Origin of the sequence: Streptomyces sp. NPDC059994 (genome assembly GCF_042737755.1) — a bacterium.
Classification (GTDB): domain Bacteria; phylum Actinomycetota; class Actinomycetes; order Streptomycetales; family Streptomycetaceae; genus Streptomyces.
The window spans coordinates 1-16195 of the sequence record NZ_JBHWUR010000148.1; the positions used below are offsets into that span (position 1 = coordinate 1).

18 protein-coding genes are annotated in these 16195 nt (G+C 72.7%); 6 read left to right on the forward strand and 12 right to left on the reverse strand.

The features are described from left to right. Nucleotides 1-260 precede the first annotated feature (260 nt). Nucleotides 261-476 carry an I78 family peptidase inhibitor gene (locus ACFWA7_RS37070; RefSeq protein ID WP_385827505.1) on the reverse strand — a complete coding sequence of 72 codons (216 nt, stop codon included), beginning with the start codon at nt 474-476 and terminating at the stop codon, nt 261-263. Between the two features lie 463 nt (nt 477-939). Here ACFWA7_RS37070 and ctaD point away from each other — a divergent pair, with 463 nt between their 5' ends. Next, nucleotides 940-2640: a cytochrome c oxidase subunit I gene (gene ctaD / locus ACFWA7_RS37075; RefSeq protein WP_385827507.1), complete on the forward strand. Its 1701-nt coding sequence runs from the start codon at nt 940-942 to the stop codon at nt 2638-2640. Here the strand turns inward: ctaD and ACFWA7_RS37080 are convergent. Together ACFWA7_RS37080 and ACFWA7_RS37085 are read right to left on the reverse strand one after the other, a co-directional pair. Continuing rightward, nucleotides 2628-2831, reverse strand: coding sequence for a hypothetical protein (locus ACFWA7_RS37080; RefSeq protein WP_385827509.1), 204 nt, complete (start codon nt 2829-2831; stop codon nt 2628-2630). The genes ctaD and ACFWA7_RS37080 overlap by 13 nt on opposite strands. Nucleotides 2832-3102: 271 nt before the next feature. Then, the gene (locus ACFWA7_RS37085; protein WP_385827511.1) at nt 3103-3855 is read right to left on the reverse strand and encodes a transglycosylase family protein; all 753 of its coding nucleotides are present in this window, start codon (nt 3853-3855) and stop codon (nt 3103-3105) included. Between the two features lie 527 nt (nt 3856-4382). Between ACFWA7_RS37085 and ACFWA7_RS37090 the strand changes: the two genes are divergently transcribed. Both ACFWA7_RS37090 and ACFWA7_RS37095 read left to right on the forward strand, forming a co-directional pair. Further along, entirely contained in the window at nt 4383-5156 is a 774-nt protein-coding gene (locus tag ACFWA7_RS37090; RefSeq protein ID WP_385548714.1) for a hypothetical protein, read from the forward strand. Between the two features lie 308 nt (nt 5157-5464). Beyond that, on the forward strand, nt 5465-5848 hold the full coding sequence (locus ACFWA7_RS37095) for a hypothetical protein (RefSeq protein WP_385548711.1): 384 nt from the start codon (nt 5465-5467) through the stop codon (nt 5846-5848). A 28-nt stretch (nt 5849-5876) separates the two neighbouring features. Here the strand turns inward: ACFWA7_RS37095 and der are convergent, their stop codons facing one another. From der to ACFWA7_RS37115, 4 genes are all read right to left on the reverse strand, one after another. Beyond that, the gene (der, locus tag ACFWA7_RS37100; protein WP_385548709.1) at nt 5877-7328 is read right to left on the reverse strand and encodes a ribosome biogenesis GTPase Der; all 1452 of its coding nucleotides are present in this window, start codon (nt 7326-7328) and stop codon (nt 5877-5879) included. Between the two features lie 71 nt (nt 7329-7399). Then, nucleotides 7400-8086: a lysophospholipid acyltransferase family protein gene (locus ACFWA7_RS37105; RefSeq protein ID WP_385827513.1), complete on the reverse strand. Its 687-nt coding sequence runs from the start codon at nt 8084-8086 to the stop codon at nt 7400-7402. After that, nucleotides 8044-8787 carry a (d)CMP kinase gene (gene cmk, locus ACFWA7_RS37110; protein ID WP_385548703.1) on the reverse strand — a complete coding sequence of 248 codons (744 nt, stop codon included), beginning with the start codon at nt 8785-8787 and terminating at the stop codon, nt 8044-8046. Before cmk ends, ACFWA7_RS37105 begins: the two co-directional genes overlap by 43 nt. Before the next feature lie 68 nt (nt 8788-8855). After that, nucleotides 8856-9941 (reverse strand): prephenate dehydrogenase, encoded by a 1086-nt coding sequence (locus ACFWA7_RS37115; RefSeq protein ID WP_371651760.1) that lies wholly within the window; start codon nt 9939-9941, stop codon nt 8856-8858. Between the two features lie 150 nt (nt 9942-10091). On the opposite strand from ACFWA7_RS37115, the gene ACFWA7_RS37120 reads away from it, so the two are divergent. Genes ACFWA7_RS37120 through ACFWA7_RS37130 form a run of 3 tightly spaced genes read left to right on the forward strand, consistent with a single transcriptional unit; the run spans nt 10092 to nt 11708 of the window. Further along, nucleotides 10092-10415, forward strand: coding sequence for a DUF952 domain-containing protein (locus tag ACFWA7_RS37120; protein WP_385548701.1), 324 nt, complete (start codon nt 10092-10094; stop codon nt 10413-10415). A 58-nt stretch (nt 10416-10473) separates the two neighbouring features. Beyond that, nucleotides 10474-10950 (forward strand): Rieske (2Fe-2S) protein, encoded by a 477-nt coding sequence (locus tag ACFWA7_RS37125; protein WP_385548698.1) that lies wholly within the window; start codon nt 10474-10476, stop codon nt 10948-10950. Nucleotides 10951-10967: 17 nt separating this feature from the next. After that, a complete protein-coding gene (locus tag ACFWA7_RS37130) occupies nt 10968-11708 on the forward strand; it encodes a DNA polymerase beta superfamily protein (protein WP_385827515.1) in 741 nt (246 codons plus the stop codon). On the opposite strand, the gene ACFWA7_RS37135 is transcribed toward ACFWA7_RS37130, so the two are convergent. The 5 genes from ACFWA7_RS37135 to ACFWA7_RS37155 form a co-directional block, all read right to left on the reverse strand. Then, on the reverse strand, nt 11637-12389 hold the full coding sequence (locus ACFWA7_RS37135; RefSeq protein WP_385827517.1) for a DNA polymerase beta superfamily protein: 753 nt from the start codon (nt 12387-12389) through the stop codon (nt 11637-11639). The genes ACFWA7_RS37130 and ACFWA7_RS37135 overlap by 72 nt on opposite strands. Nucleotides 12390-12392: 3 nt before the next feature. Beyond that, nucleotides 12393-13418, reverse strand: a complete 1026-nt coding sequence (locus tag ACFWA7_RS37140; protein WP_385548689.1) for an ADP-ribosylglycohydrolase family protein — start codon at nt 13416-13418, stop codon at nt 12393-12395. Then, nucleotides 13415-14164, reverse strand: coding sequence for an NUDIX domain-containing protein (locus ACFWA7_RS37145; RefSeq protein ID WP_385548686.1), 750 nt, complete (start codon nt 14162-14164; stop codon nt 13415-13417). Before ACFWA7_RS37145 ends, ACFWA7_RS37140 begins: the two co-directional genes overlap by 4 nt. Continuing rightward, nucleotides 14158-14931: an adenylyltransferase/cytidyltransferase family protein gene (locus ACFWA7_RS37150; protein ID WP_385827519.1), complete on the reverse strand. Its 774-nt coding sequence runs from the start codon at nt 14929-14931 to the stop codon at nt 14158-14160. The genes ACFWA7_RS37145 and ACFWA7_RS37150 overlap by 7 nt, the downstream gene beginning before the upstream one ends. A 177-nt stretch (nt 14932-15108) precedes the next feature. Further along, nucleotides 15109-16195, reverse strand: a 1087-nt coding sequence (locus tag ACFWA7_RS37155; protein ID WP_385827521.1) for a pseudouridine synthase, incomplete at its 5' end; no start/stop codon positions are given.

Here is a 16195-nt window from a genome sequence, read left to right on the forward strand (position 1 = left end):
GAGGGCCGCGTTGAACGGGATGCCCAGCCCGCCGGTCCCCGCCCCGAGCGCCCGCCGGTGCCCCCGGCGGCCAGCAGGCGCCCTCAGCACCCCGAGCGCAGCCCGCGCCCGGCGCCGGCCCGCCCCCTCGGCGGCTGACACCCTCGAAGCAGCGGGGAACGGTACGCACCACCACCCCCGCGGCACGACGCCCCGGCGGCTCCACTCGGAGCCGCCGGGGCCTTCGCCGTCCGTACGCGCCGTCCCTGCGGGAGCGCGGTTCAGCCGCGCCAGCAGCGGATCACCGTGCCGTCGGCCACCTCGAAGTTCAGCCGCCCTTCCAGGTACTCCATGGTGATGATCGAGCCAGGAGCGAGCGACCTGACGGTGGTCCAGCCGCGCGCGCGTGCCAGCCGCTCGGCGGCCTCGCAGGCCAGGCCCACATAGGCGTCGGGGGCGTCGTCGGGCTGTGCGGAGGGGGTCGGTATGGGTGCCATGCCAGCCACCGTAGGCGCCCCGGGGCGGTGACGGAAGCCGGGGCCCCTGCCCTGCCGCTGTCCGCGTCACGTCCCCCGCCGGTCACACTTGTGTCACAGGATCATGGGCCGGGTTTACCTCGAACTTGGTCACTCGTACGGGGAGTTCCGGTCAGCCCGCCCGGAAATCGCACAGCCCTCGACAGGACGTTCGGACCCATTTCAGAATTCCCCGGAGAGCGCCTCCGAAACACCCGCCTGAATTTCCCTCCCGACCCCCCGCGTGGGAAATTGACGAGCCATAGGGAATTCACGGCATCCTTACACGATCCGCACCGACGGCGGATCCCCTTCGCCGTCGGCTGCGTCCGGCGCGTTGGCTCGTATGCGCCTATCCCGGTCATGTACGCACCCTGTCGGACCGGGTACCAGCGCGAGCATCATGGCTACCGGCCTGATGCCTGACACCTGAGTGGGGGCGGCGATGGGTACGGAGACGGCGACCGCGGACGCGGGACCACAGGAGGCCCGGCAGTCGGGCCGGGCGATCGTGGACTGGCTGACCACCACGGACCACAAGAAGATCGGGCACCTCTACCTGATCACGTCGTTCGTCTTCTTCCTGATCGCCGGGCTGATGGCCATGTTCATGCGCGCCGAGCTGGCCCGCCCGGGCCTGCAGATCATGTCGAACAACACGTTCAACCAGATGTTCACCCTGCACGGCACGATCATGCTGCTGCTCTTCGCCACCCCCACCTTCGCGGGCTTCGCCAACGAGATCATGCCGCTCCAGATCGGCGCCCCCGACGTGGCGTTCCCCCGGCTCAACATGCTGGCGTACTGGCTGTTCCTCTTCGGCGGGCTCATCGTCCTGGGCTCGCTGCTCGTGCCCGGGGGCCCCGCGGCCTTCGGCTGGTTCGCCTACGCGCCGCTCAACTCCATGACCCGCTCCCCCGGCGTCGGCGCCGACCTGTGGATCATGGGGCTCGCGCTCTCCGGGTTCGGGACGATCCTGGGCGCGGTGAACTTCCTGACCACCATCATCGGGATGCGCGCGCCCGGCATGACGATGTTCCGGATGCCGATCTTCACCTGGAACGTGCTGTTCACCTCGATCCTGGTGCTGCTCGCCTTCCCGGTGCTCGCGGCGGCGCTGCTCGTCCTGGAGGCGGACCGCAGGTTCGGATCGGTGGTCTTCGAGCCGCAGTGGGGAGGCGCGCTGCTGTGGCAGCACCTCTTCTGGTTCTTCGGCCATCCCGAGGTCTACATCATCGCGCTGCCGTTCTTCGGCATCATCACGGAGATCATCCCGGTCTTCGCGCGCAAGCCGATCTTCGGCTACCTCACGCTCGTCGGCGCCACCATGTGCATCACCGGACTGTCGATCGTGGTGTGGGCGCACCATATGTTCGCCACCGGCGCGGTGCTGCTGCCGTTCTTCTCCTTCATGTCCTTCCTGATCGCGGTGCCGACCGGGGTGAAGTTCTTCAACTGGACGGGCACGATGCTGCGCGGCTCGCTCAGCTTCGAGACGCCGATGCTCTGGGCCGTGGGGTTCCTGATCAGCTTCCTGTTCGGCGGCCTCACCGGTGTCATCCTCGCCTCGCCGCCGCTCGACTTCCACGTCACCGACTCGTACTTCGTGGTGGCCCACTTCCACTACGTCGTCTTCGGCACGGTCGTCTTCGCCACCTTCGGCGGCTTCTACTTCTGGTGGCCCAAGTTCACCGGAAAGATGCTCGACGAACGGCTCGGGAAGATCCACTTCTGGACGCTCTTCGTCGGCTTCCACACCACGTTCCTGGTCCAGCACTGGCTGGGCGCCGAGGGCATGCCCCGCCGGTACGCGGACTATCTGGCCGCCGACGGCTTCACCGCCCTCAACACCGTCTCCTCCATCGGCGCCTTCCTGCTCGGCATGTCGACGTTGCCGTTCCTCTACAACGTCTGGAAGACGGCGAAGTACGGGACGAAGGTGGAGGTCGACGACCCCTGGGGGTTCGGGCGCTCGCTGGAGTGGGCGACCTCCTGCCCGCCGCCGCGCCACAACTTCACCACGATCCCCCGTATCCGCACCGAGTCGCCCGCCTTCGACCTGCACCACCCCGAGTACGCGCCGTTCCGCGACGACCTGGTGCCGGACCGGCCGCAGGAGAAGGAGAAGGACCCTCAGGGCCGGTAGGCGAGCTGGGGCGCGGTGAAGCAGTTGGCACCCATGTCGCCCTGGGGCACCCACCCCTCGGCGTCCTGCCCGCGGGCCACCGACAGACAGGTGCGGCGCTCCTTGGGCGGCTGAGCGAGGTGTTCGTACGGGACCGGGAGCAGCAGCCCGTGCGCGGTGTACGGCTCGGGCCGTTTCAGGAATCCCTCCACGCACGCGGCCGAAGTGGCCGAGCGCACCTTCGACCTGCCGGCCGAGCTCGCGCGGGAGCGGGCCGTGGTGGTCGCGGAGCAGCGGCTGCCGCCCGGCCGCGGCGATCGTGTACCGGCTGCGGCGCGGCAACGTGGGCTTCAGCGGCGAGAGCGCGGAGCTGGAAGACCTGCGACCCTGATCCGCTGGGCGTAGGTGGCGAGGTCGCCGCGCGGAGCGCGCCGGGGCCCCGCCCGGTCGGGCGACCGGGCGGGGCGGTGGTGGTGGTGCGGCCTAGAGGGCGAGCCGCTCGCCGGGCAGGATCAGGTCCGGATCGCCGCCGACGACGGCCTTGTTGGCGGCGTACAGCGTCTCCCAGGTGGTGCCGTGCGCCTCGGCGATGGCGGACAGCGTGTCCCCCTCGCGCACGGTGTAGTCGCCGCCGCGCGAGTCCCGGTCGGTCTGGACGGGCGGCCGCTCGGGCGCCTTCGCCGGTGCGGCCTTCGCCTCGACCCGACCGGGCTCCGCCCGGCCTGTTCCGGCCTTGTGCGTACCGGCCTCGCCGGCCTCGCCGGCCTCGCGCTTGGGCTGCGACTTGTGCTCGGTCTTGGGCTTGGCCTTGTGCTCGGTCTTGGGCTTGGCCTTGTGGGCCGACGGCTTGGGCGCCGAGGGCGCCTCCCCGTACGCCCCCGCCTTGGCGGCGCAGACGGGCCACGCGCCCCAGCCCTGCGCCCGCTGGAGCCGGGTGGCGACGGCTATCTGCTGGGCCCGGCTCGCCCGGTCGGCGGTGGACGCGTACGCCCCGCCGCCGTACGCCCGCCAGGATCCGGCGGAGAACTGGAGTCCGCCGTAGTAGCCGTTGCCGGTGTTGATCTGCCAGTTTCCTCCGCTCTCGCACTGCGCGATGCGGTCCCACACCGCACCGTCCGCCGCGCCGGCCGGGCCGGCGGAGACAGCTAGCAGCGCCAGCGGCGCCGCCACCAGGGCGGCGCCGATCGCCGCCGCCGTGGAGCGCTTGGAGCTGGAACGACTGGTACCAACAGACATGAAGTCCCTCTTCCGAAGGACCCGGGACTCCCGGGCGGTACGGCCCGTGACGCGTCCGGCGTCCGTTCCGTGCCGCCCCGCCCGCCGGGGTCGTGCGCTTGCCTGTGGTGCGGTCGTACGAGTCGTAGCTGTCGTGCGGCCGTACGGGGCGGGCTGCCCGGGCGGTGCTAGGTGCACACGGCGTTGGAATGTAGGGACCGGATCACGTTGGTATCAACCAATGCCTTGTCATTCCAGGCCAGTTGGCTATTACCTCAGGTAACGGCGATTTCCGGACACCCACTTGATTGATGGATTTCAGGATTTGTCGACCTGCCGCCAACCCGCCCTGTGACCCACCTCACCGGGCCAACTTCCTTGCGGCCGCCATGTGTTGACATGGAGTGAGGGATTCCGGAGGCGCACTCACCCTCCGCACCCGGCGGTTCGATTCCGTTCGCCCTGGGGCGTGACCCCTGCCACAGATCCGCCGTTGTCCTTCCAGGAGCCGGGAACCACCCGGCGCACGCATCCAGTAGGAGCTACCCGTGCCGCGCATGCTCGACGTCAGCGAGGACGTCCGCGCCGAGATCGGCGACGAAGAGGCCGACCGGCTGCTCGCCGGCGAGAACGCCCCGGGCGGCTACGACTGCACCTCCTGCCGTACCCCCGGGGACTCCGAGCACGAAGCCACCAGCACCGTGCTCTTCGTCGGCGAGGAGACCGCCGTCCTCGCCTTCGCCCACGCCTCCTGCATCCCCTCCCAGGTCGTCCAGGTCTCCGAGGAGCAGTTGCAGGGGGCCGTCCGGTCCATCACCGGCGACGAGTTCGGGGGCGCCGCACCCGCGCAGGCCGTGCTGGGGATCACCAGCGGCCTCATCCTGATCGAGGGCGCCCTGCACCCGGCGCTCGTCGTGGAGCCGACCGCCCCGATCGCCCGCCCCGGCTCGGGCGGCACCACGGACGAGTTCCTGCCGCTCCTGATCGAGCAGGGCTTCGTCCCGGTCTCCGACGTCGGCCGGATGCCCTCGGTGCTCTCCGGCTGGTCGGTGCTGCTCGCCATGGGCCAGCTGCACGCGATCCTGCAGCCCGGCACGGGCGGTGGCGGCAGCCCGGTCTCCTGGTGGCAGGCCCACCAGCCGCTCCAGGTGACCGAGGGCTGGCGCGCGGCCGCCAACCGCACCCAGCGCGTCCTGGTCTTCGCCGCCCCGGTCGGCTCCATCGGCCAGCAGCCCCGCGAGGACCTGCTGCGCAACGCCCTGGAGAAGGCGGCCTCGGACGGCACCCTGGTATCGGCGGCGATGCCCCTGGCGGGCACGTGACCTGACGGCCGGCAACCCCCGCCGCCCGCAGACCCCGGGGCCCGGACCGCGTACCGGCCCGGGCCCCAGCCCCGTTGAGACGCCCGCCGCGCGAGCCGCCGCGCCCGGCGGGCCGCCGTCACAGCCCGGAGGACACGCCCTCGCGTCCAGCCCCGCGTGAGCGCCCCGCGTACGCCCGGATCACCCCGTGCATCCGTTGATACGTGTTATCTGCCGTCAGCCCGCATCCGAGAGCCGTCGGGGTCGTTGGCACATACGTGCACGCATACGAGCCCTCCCGCCAGTCGTACCAGTCGCAGATCCCCTCCATGCGACCCGCGCAGGACCTCTCGGGCGGCCACTCGGCCACGCCGATCTACGACGCGCTGTACTCGGAGTACCGCCGGTCCTTCCGGGCCCTGCCGGGTGACCGGAGCGGCGAGGACGACCTCGACTTCCGGGGCTTCGCGGCTCTGGCGCACTCCGGGTCCCCCGGCTTCCGCGGCACCCACCAGCACCATCCCCAGGTGCCGCACCCCCAGACCGTCCCGAGCTTCCACCCGTACCCCGCGCACAGCGGCTCGTCCTGGCAGCTCGGCGGGACGGCGAACGGCGGGGTGACCAGCACCACCGGGCCCATGACAGGGCGGCAGCACACCGGGCTCCACCAGCTCCCGGCAGCACTGCCGCCCGCCCCGCGCAGGGGCCTGTGAGGCCGTAGGGCCCCGGCCCCCGCGGGGGTTACTTGTTCTTGCCGCGCTTCTCGCGCACCCGCACCGAGATGTGGATCGGGGTGCCCTCGAAGCCGAACTCCTCGCGCAGCCGGCGCTCGACGAAGCGCCGGTAGCCGTGCTCCAGGAAGCCGGAGGCGAAGAGCACGAACCGCGGCGGCTTGGTTCCGGCCTGCGTACCGAACAGGATGCGCGGCTGCTTGCCGCCGCGGACCGGGTGCGGGTGGGCGGCGACGATCTCACCGAGGAAGGCGTTGAGCCGCCCGGTCGGGACGCGCGTCTCCCAGCCCGCGAGCGCGGCCTCGATGGCCGGGACCAGCTTCTCCATGTGGCGGCCGGTCAGCGCGGAGACGTTGACGCGCGGGGCCCAGGCCACCTGCTGCATCTCGGTCTCGATCTCGCGCTCCAGGTAGTAGCGACGCTCCTCGTCGAGGTCGTCCCACTTGTTGTACGCGATGACGATGGCACGGCCCGACTCGACGGCCATGGTGATGATGCGCTGGTCCTGGACGCTGATGTTCTCGGTCGCGTCGATCAGGATCACCGCCACCTCGGCCTTCTCGACGGCGGCGGCCGTGCGCAGCGAGGCGTAGTAGTCGGCGCCCTGCTGGAGGTGGACCCGCTTGCGGATGCCCGCGGTGTCGATGAACTTCCAGGTCACCCCGCCGAGCTGGATCAGCTCGTCGACCGGGTCGCGGGTGGTGCCGGCCAGCTCGTTGACGACGACGCGGTCCTCCTTCGCCACCTTGTTCAGGAGGGAGGACTTGCCGACGTTCGGGCGGCCGATGAGCGCGATGCGGCGGGGGCCGCCGGGGGCGGCGCCGCCGAAGGTCTGCGCGGGCGCCTCGGGCAGCGCCTCCAGGACGGCGTCCAGCATGTCGCCGGTGCCGCGGCCGTGCAGCGAGGAGACGGGGTGCGGCATACCGAGGCCGAGGGACCACAGCGAGGCGGCGTCCGCCTCGCCCGACTGGCCGTCGACCTTGTTGGCGCACAGTACGACGGGCTTGCCGGCCCGGCGCAGCAGCTTGACGACGGCCTCGTCGGTGTCGGTGGCGCCGACCTTGGCGTCCACGACGAAGACACAGGCGTCGGCGGCCTCGATCGCGTACTCCGCCTGGGCGGCCACGGACGCGTCGATGCCGAGCACGTCCTGCTCCCAGCCGCCGGTGTCGACGACCTTGAAACGGCGGCCGGCCCACTCCGCCTCATAGGTGACGCGGTCGCGGGTGACGCCCGGCTTGTCCTCGACGACCGCCTCGCGGCGGCCGATGATGCGGTTCACCAGGGTCGACTTGCCGACATTCGGGCGGCCGACGACGGCGAGGACGGGCAGCGGGCCATGGCCCGCCTCCTCGATCGCGCCCTCGACGTCCTCGATGTCGAAACCCTCTACCGCGGCGAGCTCCATGAACTCCGCGTACTCGGCGTCGCCGAGCGCTCCGTGGTCGTGCTGGTCGTTCATGAAGTCCGTTCCTCGTTCTGCGTCATCGATGGACCGGGCGTCCGGTCCACTACTCAAGTCTCAAGTCTCGCTCAGCGCCCGGTGAGGCGCCTGGCGTTTTCCAGGTGGCGGGTGAGCCGCTCCTGGATGCGTACGGTCGCCTCGTCCAGCGCCGTACGGGTCCGCCGGCCGCTGCCGTCCCCGGCCTCGAAGGCGTCGCCGAAGACGACGTCCACCCGGCTGCGCAGGGGCGGCAGCGCCTTTATCAACCTTCCTCTGCGCTCGGTGCTTCCCAGCACCGCCACCGGGACGATCGGCGCCCCCGCCCGCAGGGCGAAGTAGGCGAGCCCGGCGCGCAGCGAGGCGAAGTCGCCCTCGCCCCGGGTGCCCTCGGGGAAGATACCGAGCACACCGCCGCCGTCCAGTACCCCGATGGCCTGGTCGATCGCGGTCCGGTCGACGGTCGACCGGTCCACCTTCACCTGGCCGATCCCGCGCAGGAACGGGTCGAGCGGCCCGATGAAGGCCTCCTTCTTGATGAGGAAGTGCACCGGTCTCGGTGCGGTCCCCATCAGCATCGGCCCGTCGATGTTGTGCGCGTGGTTGACGGCCAGGATGACCGGACCGCCGGCCGGCACCCGCCAGGCCCCGAGCACCCGGGGCTTCCACAGCCCGTACATCAGCCCGACGCCGATACGGCGCCCGACCTCGGCGCCCCGCTCGGTGGGAGCCGCCGTCACCTGGCGGCCCGCTTCTCCTCGATGAGGGTGACCACGCACTCGATGACCTGGTCGAGGGTGAGCTCGGTGGTGTCCACCTCGACGGCGTCGCCCGCCTTGGCCAGCGGGGACGTCTTGCGGCCGGAGTCGGCCGCGTCCCGCTTCAGCAGGGCCTCCCGGGTGGTGGCGACGTCCACGCCCTTCAGCTCGCCGCTGCGGCGGGCGGCGCGCGCCTCCGGGGAGGCGGTGAGGAACACCTTCAGGTCGGCGTCGGGCAGCACGGTCGTGCCGATGTCACGGCCCTCGACCACGATGCCGGCCGGGGCGGACGCCGCGATGTCCCGCTGGAGCTGGGTGATGAGCGCCCGCACCTCCGGGACGGCGCTGACCGCGCTGACCTTGGCGGTGACCTCCTGCGTACGGATCGGGCCGGCCGCGTCGAGGCCGTCCACGGTGATGGTCGGCGCGGTGGGGTCGGTCCCCGAGACGATGACCGGCTTGGCGGCCGCGGTCGCGATCGCGGCCTGGTCGTCGGTGTCGATCTCGTTGGTGATCATCCACCAGGTGATCGCCCGGTACTGGGCGCCGGTGTCCAGATAGCTCAGCCCCAGCTTGGCGGCGACCGCCTTGGAGGTGCTGGACTTGCCGGTGCCGGAAGGGCCGTCGATGGCGACGATCACAGCTGCCGGGGCGGTCCGGGCGGCGCTTTCCACGGTGTCGGACACCTTCCTGGTACGGGGACGGGGTGGGCGGGCAGGCATCCGCCCCCACACAAGGTTACTGGCTCATACCTGCGCCCAGATCCCCGCCCGGCACCCCCGGGCCGGGCTCACTGCCGGATCGCCCAGCCCCGCTCCCGCAGGGACGCCGTCAGGCCCGGGGCCGCGGCCGGTTCGACCATCAGCTGGACCAGGCCCGCCTGCTGCCCGGTCGCGTGCTCGATGCGCACGTCCTCGATGTTGACCCCGGCGCGGCCCGCGTCCGCGAAGATCCGGGCCAGCTCGCCGGGCTGGTCGCTGATGAGCACCGCGACCACCTCGTACGCCGTGGGGGCGGCGCCGTGCTTGCCGGGGACGCGCTCGCGGCCCGCGTTGCCGCGCCGCAGCACGTCCTCGACGCCCGCCGCGCCGCCGCGCCGCTTCTGCTCGTCCGAGGACTCAAGGGAGCGCAGGGCCCGTACGGTCTCGTCCAGGTCGGAGGCGATCCCGGCCAGCACGTCCGCGACCGGGCCGGGGTTGGCGGAGAGGATCTCGACCCACATCCGGGGGTCGGAGGCGGCGATCCGGGTGACGTCCCGGATGCCCTGCCCGCACAGCCGTACCGCCGTCTCGTCGGCCTCCTCCAGCCGGGCGGCGACCATGGACGACACCAGCTGCGGGGTGTGCGAGACGAGGGCCACCGCGCGGTCGTGGGCGTCCGCGTCCATCACCACGGGCACGGCGCGGCAGAGCGCGACCAGCTCCAGGGCGAGGTTGAGCACCTCGGTGTCGGTGTCCCGGGTCGGGGTGAGCACCCAGGGGCGGCCCTCGAAGAGGTCGGCGGTGGCGGCGAGCGGGCCCGAGCGCTCCTTGCCGGACATCGGGTGCGTACCGATGTACGAGGTGAGGTCGCAGCCCAGCGCCTCCAGCTCGCGGCGCGGGCCGCCCTTGACGCTGGCGACGTCGATGTACGCGCGGGCCGCGTCCGAGCGGATCGCCTCCGCCAGGGTGGCGGCGACATGGGCGGGCGGCACGGCCACGATCACCAGGTCCACCCGGCCCTCGGGCGCCTCGTCGGTCCCGGCGCCGAGCGCGGCGGCGGTGCGGGCCTGGCCCGGGTCGTGGTCGACCAGATGGACGGCGACGCCGCGGGCGGCGAGGGCCAGCGCGGCGGACGTACCGATCAGGCCGGTACCGATGACGAGTGCGGTCCTCACGGGGTGATCCTTGCGAAGTGCGGCGGCTGCGCCGGGGCGGACGTACGGCTTGCCCGTTCAGCCTAGGGCTTGTCCGGAGCGCGCACGGGCGCGGATGCCCCCGCGCGGGGGCGGCGGCGGGCACGGCGGAACCTGCGGTAGAACGGGGGAATGATCTTCCATGTGGTGCCCGGGCCGGAGTGGACGGCGGCCGGGCCCGGCCCGTACGCCCCGGCGTCGCTCGCGTCCGAGGGCTTCGTCCACTGCTCGGCCGACCGCGCGTCCGCCCTGGCGGTCGCGAACGCCCACTACCGGAACGCGCACGGCCCGCTCCTGCTGCTGAGCGTCGACGAGGCGGGGCTGGCCGCCGAGGTCCGCTGGGAGGGGAAGGGGCAGGCGTTCCCCCACGTCCACGGGCCGATCGAGCGGGAGGCCGTGGTGGAGGTGGCGGAGCTGCGCCGGGAGGCCGGGGGCGCGGGCTGGGTTGGGCCATAGGGCGTACGGCACGCGCGCGTGCCGGGATTCGCCGCGCGGTTGCACCAAGATGCTGCCCATGACGACGCCAACCTCCCGCCGCGCGGTGCTCGCGGTGGCCGCGGGCACGGCCGCGCTGGCCGGCTGTGGCAGCAGCGACGACAAGAGCAGCGCTGCGAGCGGCACGCCCAGCGCCGGCGAGACCTCTCCCCCGGCCGTGTTCGCCCCGAACACGCCGACGCAGTCCTCCTCGCCCTCACAGGGCGACGGCGACGCACTGGCGAAGACGTCGGACATCCCGGTCGGCGGCGGCAAGGTCTTCGCGGCCAGGAAGGTCGTGGTCACCCAGCCCGAGGAGGGCACCTTCAAGGCGTTCTCGGCGATCTGCACCCACCAGGGCTGCACGGTCAAGGACGTCGCCGGCGGGACGATCAACTGCCCCTGCCACGGCAGCAAGTACCGCGTGGCCGACGCCTCGGTCGCGGCGGGCCCGGCCCCCCGCCCGCTGGCGCCCGAGCGGATCACGGTCGAAAACGGCTCGATCCACCTGGCCTGACCAGGGACAATCGGCGCATGACGCCCGAGCAGCTCGTCCGCGACCACACCGTCTACTCCTGTGTGATGGGCTCGCGCGCCTTCGGTCTGGCCACCGACGCCAGCGACACGGACCGCCGGGGCGTCTACGTGGCCCCGACCCCGCTCTTCTGGGCCTTCGGCAAGCCGCCGACGCATGTGGAGGGCCCGGCCGATGAGCAGTTCAGCTGGGAGCTGGAGCGTTTCTGCGAACTGGCCCTGCGCGCCAACCCCAACATCCTGGAGTGCCTGCACTCACCGCTCGTCGAGCAGGTGGACGACACCGGCCGGGAGCTCCTCGCCCTGCGCGACGCGTTCCTCTCCCTCCGCGCCCACGCCACCTTCACCGGCTACGCGCTGAGCCAGCGCAAGAAGCTGGAGGCGGACGTACGCCAGTACGGCGCCCCGCGCTGGAAGCACGCGATGCATCTGGTGCGCCTCATGACGAGCTGCCGCGACCTCGTGCGCACCGGCACCCTGACGATCGAGGTGGGCCCCGACCGCGACCGCCTCCTGGCGGTCAAGCGCGGCGAGGTCCCCTGGCCCGAGGTCGACTCCTGGATGACCCGCCTCGCCGAGGAGGCCGCGAAGGCCGCCGCCCGCACCCCGCTCCCCCAGGAACCGGACCAGGCCCGCGTGGCGGACTTCCTGTTCCGGGTGCGCCGCGAGTCAGCGCTCCAGCCGCACCCGTACGACGAGGTCGTGCAGCGCGTCGTGTCCGGCGGCGGCGTCGGGCAGTAGCGAGTCCGCCTGCGCCCCGTCGAGCACGCCGTGCAGCGCCGCCACGTCGCCCGCCACCCGCTCCGGGTCGAGCCCGGTCGCGGCCCCGTGCTCGGCCTCGGCCTTCACCGCTATGAGGTCCGGCAGATAGGCGGGCGCGGCCACCTCGCCGAGCAGCGTGGGCAGGTCCGCCTGCACCTGGCCGCTGCGCATCAGATGGATACCGGTGAGCAGCACCCGGAAGGTGTAGAGCAGCGGCTTCAGCTCGCCGGTCTTCTCGTACAGCCGCCACTGGGTGTTGGCGAACCCCCGGTAGTGGTGGGCGTGGTGCGAGGTCAGCACGGACGGGGCGAGTGCCACCAGCTCCGCGTGCGCGTCGGTCGTGTGCACCACCAGCGGCGAGAGCAGCTGCTCCAGCACATAGCCGTTGCGGCGCAGCATCAGGCGGACGAACTTGCGCAGGTCATGCGTGACCAGGTCCATCTCGACCCCGTCCCGGTCCCACATGAGGGACCGGCTCTCCGCCGGCTCGCGCAGCCCGAGCAGCGCCTCGGCCGGGAGCAGATGGACGCCGCGCAGGTCGACGTCGGAGTCCCGGGAGGGGAAGCCGTAGAGGTGGGCGCCGGAGACCGTGGCGAAGAGCAGCGGGTCGGGCTGCTCGCGCACCACGGCGGCGAGGTCGATGGTCTGGAGATCCGTCATGGATCAAGAGTCCCAGAGCGCCCCGAGCGTCAGCAGTTCGCTGCGGTACTCGATGCGCTCCGCCCACTCGTTGGGCCAGGCGGCGGCCCCCAGGTGGGCGCCCGCGAAGGCGCCGGTCAGACAGGCGATGGAGTCGGAGTCGCCCTTGGTGCAGGCCGCCCGGCGCAGGGCCGTCAGAGGGGCGTCCGGGAACAGCAGGAAGCAGACCAGGGCCGTGGCCAGGGCCTCCTCGGCGACCCAGCCGTCGCCCGTCTCCAGGCACGGGTCCGCCTCCGGGGACGGGTTGTGCAGGGCCTTGAGGACGCGGTCCAGGGCGTCCAGGCACTCGTCCCAGCCGCGGGCCATGAAGGCGGCGGGCGTCTCGTCGTGGGCGTAGGTCCACAGGTCGCCCAGCCAGCGGTCGTGGTAGCGGGTGCGGTTCTCGTACGCGTACGAGCGCAGCTGGCCGACCAGGCCCACCGGGTCGGCGCCCTGGGCCAGCAGGAAGACCGCCCGGGCCGTCAGGTCGCTGGCCGCGAGGGCCGTGGGGTGGCCGTGGGTGAGGGCCGACTGGAGCTGGGCCGCGCCCGCCCGCTGCTCCTCGCTCAGACCGGGCGCCAGGCCCACCGGGGCCACCCGCATGTTCGCGCCGCAGCCCTTGGAGCCGAGCTGGCTCGCCTGCTGCCAGGGCAGTTCGCTGTCGAGCAGCCCGCAGGCGACCATGCAGGTGCGGCCGGGTGCCCGGTTGTTCTCCGGGGAGTGGTACCAGCGCACGAACCCCTCGCGGACCGGCCGCTCCAGGCGGTGCGGGCCGAGGAGCCCGCGGTCCATGGCGGCCCGTATGCCCTCGCCGACCGCCAGGGTCATCTGGGTGTCGTCGGTGACGATCGCGGGCGTCGGCAGCCGCATCTCCCGCCAGGGCCCGCACTTGGCCAGGATCGCGGGCACGCCGATGAACTCGGTCGGGAAGCCAAGGGCGTCCCCGAGCGCGAGTCCGGTCAGCGAGCCGGTCGCCGCCTGCTTCGCCCGGCTGTTCACTCGACTGTTCATGAGGGTCGTCCTTCCGGCCGCAGGAGCGGGGGGTGCAGCGCGGTCGCCACGCCCGCCCGGTACAGCGCGGCCGGCTTGCCCCGGCCGCCGGTCAGACGCGCGGCGCCCGCCACCGGCTCGACGAAGCCGGGCGTGGCGAGGACCTTGCGTCGGAAGTTGGGGCGGTCAAGGGCGGTCCCCCAGACCGTCTCGTAGACCTGCTGGAGCTCGCCGAGCGTGAACTCGGGCGGGCAGAACGCCGTGGCGAGGCAGGTGTATTCGAGCTTGGCGCCGATCCGGTCGCGCGCGTCGGCCACGATCCGCTCGTGGTCGAAGGCGAGGCTCCCGTACGCGCCGAACGGCAGCCACTGCGCGTGCGCCGCGTCGCCGCCGCCGTGCGGCTCCGGCAGGTCCGGTACGAGCGCGGTGTACGCGACCGACACCACCCGCATCCGGGGGTCGCGGTCGGGGTCGCTGTAGGTGCGCAGCTGCTCCAGGTGCAGGCCCGCCACCAGGTCGTCCGGGAGCCCGGTCTCCTCGGCCAGCTCGCGCCGCGCCGCCTGCCCGGCGCTCTCCCGGGGCAGCACGAACCCGCCCGGCAGCGCCCACTCGCCCTTGTACGGCTCCTCGCCGCGCCGGATCAGCAGGACGTGCAGCCCGCCGTCGCGGACCGTGCAGACCGCGAGGTCGACGGTGACCGCGAACGGCTCGAAGGCGTACGGGTCGTAGCCCTCCGGCTTCCTGGCCGGGCCCGCCGGGCTCACCATCGGCCCGCGGGCGGCCCGTCCAGGCCCCAGCTCTCGCCCAGGAACGTGTCGACCGCGTCGACGGCGGCGCCCAGCATCGCGGCCGGACCCGCGCCCCGCAGCACGACCATGCGGCCCTGTCCGGGCAGCCCGCCGTCCTGCGGGCCCGCGAGCAGCCACAGGTGCCGCTCGGCACGGGCGGTCCCCGCCGCGCAGAAGAGCACCGGCGCCCCCGTGCGCGCCGCCTGCTCCTCCCGCGCCCTCCCGCACCGGGGCACCCACCGGGTGCCCGCCCAGACCCCGCCGCGCCGCTGGAAGCGCTCGGCCAGCGAGCGGGCCAGGGTGGTGGCGGCCGGGTCGGCGCCGGGCACCGCGACCCGCCGGGTCAGCCAGGCCCGTACGGGCTGCTCCAGGAAGTCCCAGCACCCCACCGGGTCCTTGCGCACGGCGGCCGCGGAGACCGGGAAGAGCGTGCGCTCCGCGTCGACGCACACGTGCTCGGCGCCGAAGGCCCCGGCGAGCCGGTCCCCGTACCGCTCGGACGTGAAGACCGCGTCCACCCTCCCGGTGGTGCGGACGGAGCGGACCGAGCGGACGACGCGGACGCGCGGATGGACCTCGGCCATCCAGCGCGCCCGCGTCCGGGCCGCCACGAGTTCCCCGGCCGCCGTGCACACCAGCACGGTCAGCGCCTCGCAGCGGTCCTCAGCGGTCCGTACGAGGTGGTGGTGGCCGGCGTGCGGCGGGCAGAACGTGCCGATCACCAGACCGTGTCCGTACCGCTTCATCGCCGTCACCCCCTCCCGTCGTACCGCCGCTCTTTAATAGTCATGATGACTATAAAGGTCGCACGGGGGTGCGCACAACAGGCGCGTACGACATCTACGCAGAACAGGTGTACACAGCACCGAGCCCGGCCCCCGTCGGTCGGGGGCCGGGCTCGGTACCGGAACTTCAGCGGGCGGCTACAGGCCGACCTCGCGCATCAGCATGCCCACCTCGGTGTTGGTGAGGCGGCGCAGCCAGCCGGACTTCTGGTCGCCGAGCCCGATCGGGCCGAAGGAGACCCGGACGAGCTTCTCGACCGGGAAGCCGGCCTCCGCCATCATGCGGCGCACGATGTGCTTGCGGCCCTCGTGGAGCTCGATCTCCACCAGGTAGTTCTTGCCGGTCTGCTGGATGACCCGGAAGGCGTCCGCGCGCGCGTAGCCGTCGTCCAGCTGGATGCCCTCCTTGAGCCGCTTGCCGATCTCGCGCGGCAGCGGGCCCGTGATGGCGGCCAGATAGGTCTTCTTCACGCCGTACTTGGGGTGGGTCAGACGGTGGGCCAGCTCGCCGTGGTTGGTGAGCAGGATGATGCCCTCGGTCTCGGTGTCGAGCCGGCCGACGTGGAAGAGCCGCGTCTCGCGGTTCGTCACGTAGTCACCGAGGCACTGACGGCCGTCCGGGTCCTCCATGGTGGAGACGACGCCGGCGGGCTTGTTCAGCGCGAAGAACAGGTGCGACTGGGTGGCGACGGTCAGGCCGTCCACCTTGATCTCGTCCTTCTCCGGGTCGACGCGCTTGCCCTGCTCCAGCACGATCTCGCCGTTGACCTCGACGCGGGACTGCTCGATCAGCTCCTCGCAGGCGCGGCGCGAGCCCATGCCGGCGCGGGCGAGCACCTTCTGCAGCCGCTCGCCCTCCTGCTCGGCGCCCGGGAAGGTCTTGGGGGTCTTGATGTCCGGCTTGTCCGCGTACCGGTCGCGGTTGCGCTGCTCGATCTTGGCGTCGAGCTCGCGCGGGCGGGCCTGGCCGAGCCGCTGGCCGTGCGGGCCGCGGCGCACCGGGGTGCCGCCCTGGGGCGCCTTGGGGCCGCCCTTGGCGCCGCCGCGCGCAGAGGCGCCACGGCCGCCGCGGGGGGCGTCGGAGGAGCCGCCCACCTCGTAGGTGCGCTCCTCGGGGCGGAGAGGGCGCTGCTTGCCGCTGCCGCTCTGGCGCGGGCCGCCGACTTCATCTTCGCCGTCACCGGTGAGGAACTGGGCCTGGCGGGGACGCTGTCGGTACTCGCCC

What these genes read in the sequence shown, in the direction of transcription:
- cmk (WP_385548703.1), bottom strand. Translation starts at nt 8,787, where the DNA reads ATGCCTGCCCGCCCACCCCGTCCCCGTACCAGGAAGGTGTCCGACACC.
- ACFWA7_RS37145 (WP_385548686.1), bottom strand. Translation starts at nt 14,164, where the DNA reads ATGGTGAGCCCGGCGGGCCCGGCCAGGAAGCCGGAGGGCTACGACCCG.
- der (WP_385548709.1), bottom strand. Translation starts at nt 7,328, where the DNA reads ATGAACGACCAGCACGACCACGGAGCGCTCGGCGACGCCGAGTACGCG.
- ACFWA7_RS37095 (WP_385548711.1), top strand. Translation starts at nt 5,465, where the DNA reads ATGCGACCCGCGCAGGACCTCTCGGGCGGCCACTCGGCCACGCCGATC.
- ctaD (WP_385827507.1), top strand. Translation starts at nt 940, where the DNA reads ATGGGTACGGAGACGGCGACCGCGGACGCGGGACCACAGGAGGCCCGG.
- ACFWA7_RS37135 (WP_385827517.1), bottom strand. Translation starts at nt 12,389, where the DNA reads ATGACGGATCTCCAGACCATCGACCTCGCCGCCGTGGTGCGCGAGCAG.
- ACFWA7_RS37140 (WP_385548689.1), bottom strand. Translation starts at nt 13,418, where the DNA reads ATGAACAGTCGAGTGAACAGCCGGGCGAAGCAGGCGGCGACCGGCTCG.
- ACFWA7_RS37085 (WP_385827511.1), bottom strand. Translation starts at nt 3,855, where the DNA reads ATGTCTGTTGGTACCAGTCGTTCCAGCTCCAAGCGCTCCACGGCGGCG.
- ACFWA7_RS37120 (WP_385548701.1), top strand. Translation starts at nt 10,092, where the DNA reads ATGATCTTCCATGTGGTGCCCGGGCCGGAGTGGACGGCGGCCGGGCCC.
- ACFWA7_RS37125 (WP_385548698.1), top strand. Translation starts at nt 10,474, where the DNA reads ATGACGACGCCAACCTCCCGCCGCGCGGTGCTCGCGGTGGCCGCGGGC.
- ACFWA7_RS37070 (WP_385827505.1), bottom strand. Translation starts at nt 476, where the DNA reads ATGGCACCCATACCGACCCCCTCCGCACAGCCCGACGACGCCCCCGAC.
- ACFWA7_RS37130 (WP_385827515.1), top strand. Translation starts at nt 10,968, where the DNA reads ATGACGCCCGAGCAGCTCGTCCGCGACCACACCGTCTACTCCTGTGTG.
- ACFWA7_RS37150 (WP_385827519.1), bottom strand. Translation starts at nt 14,931, where the DNA reads ATGAAGCGGTACGGACACGGTCTGGTGATCGGCACGTTCTGCCCGCCG.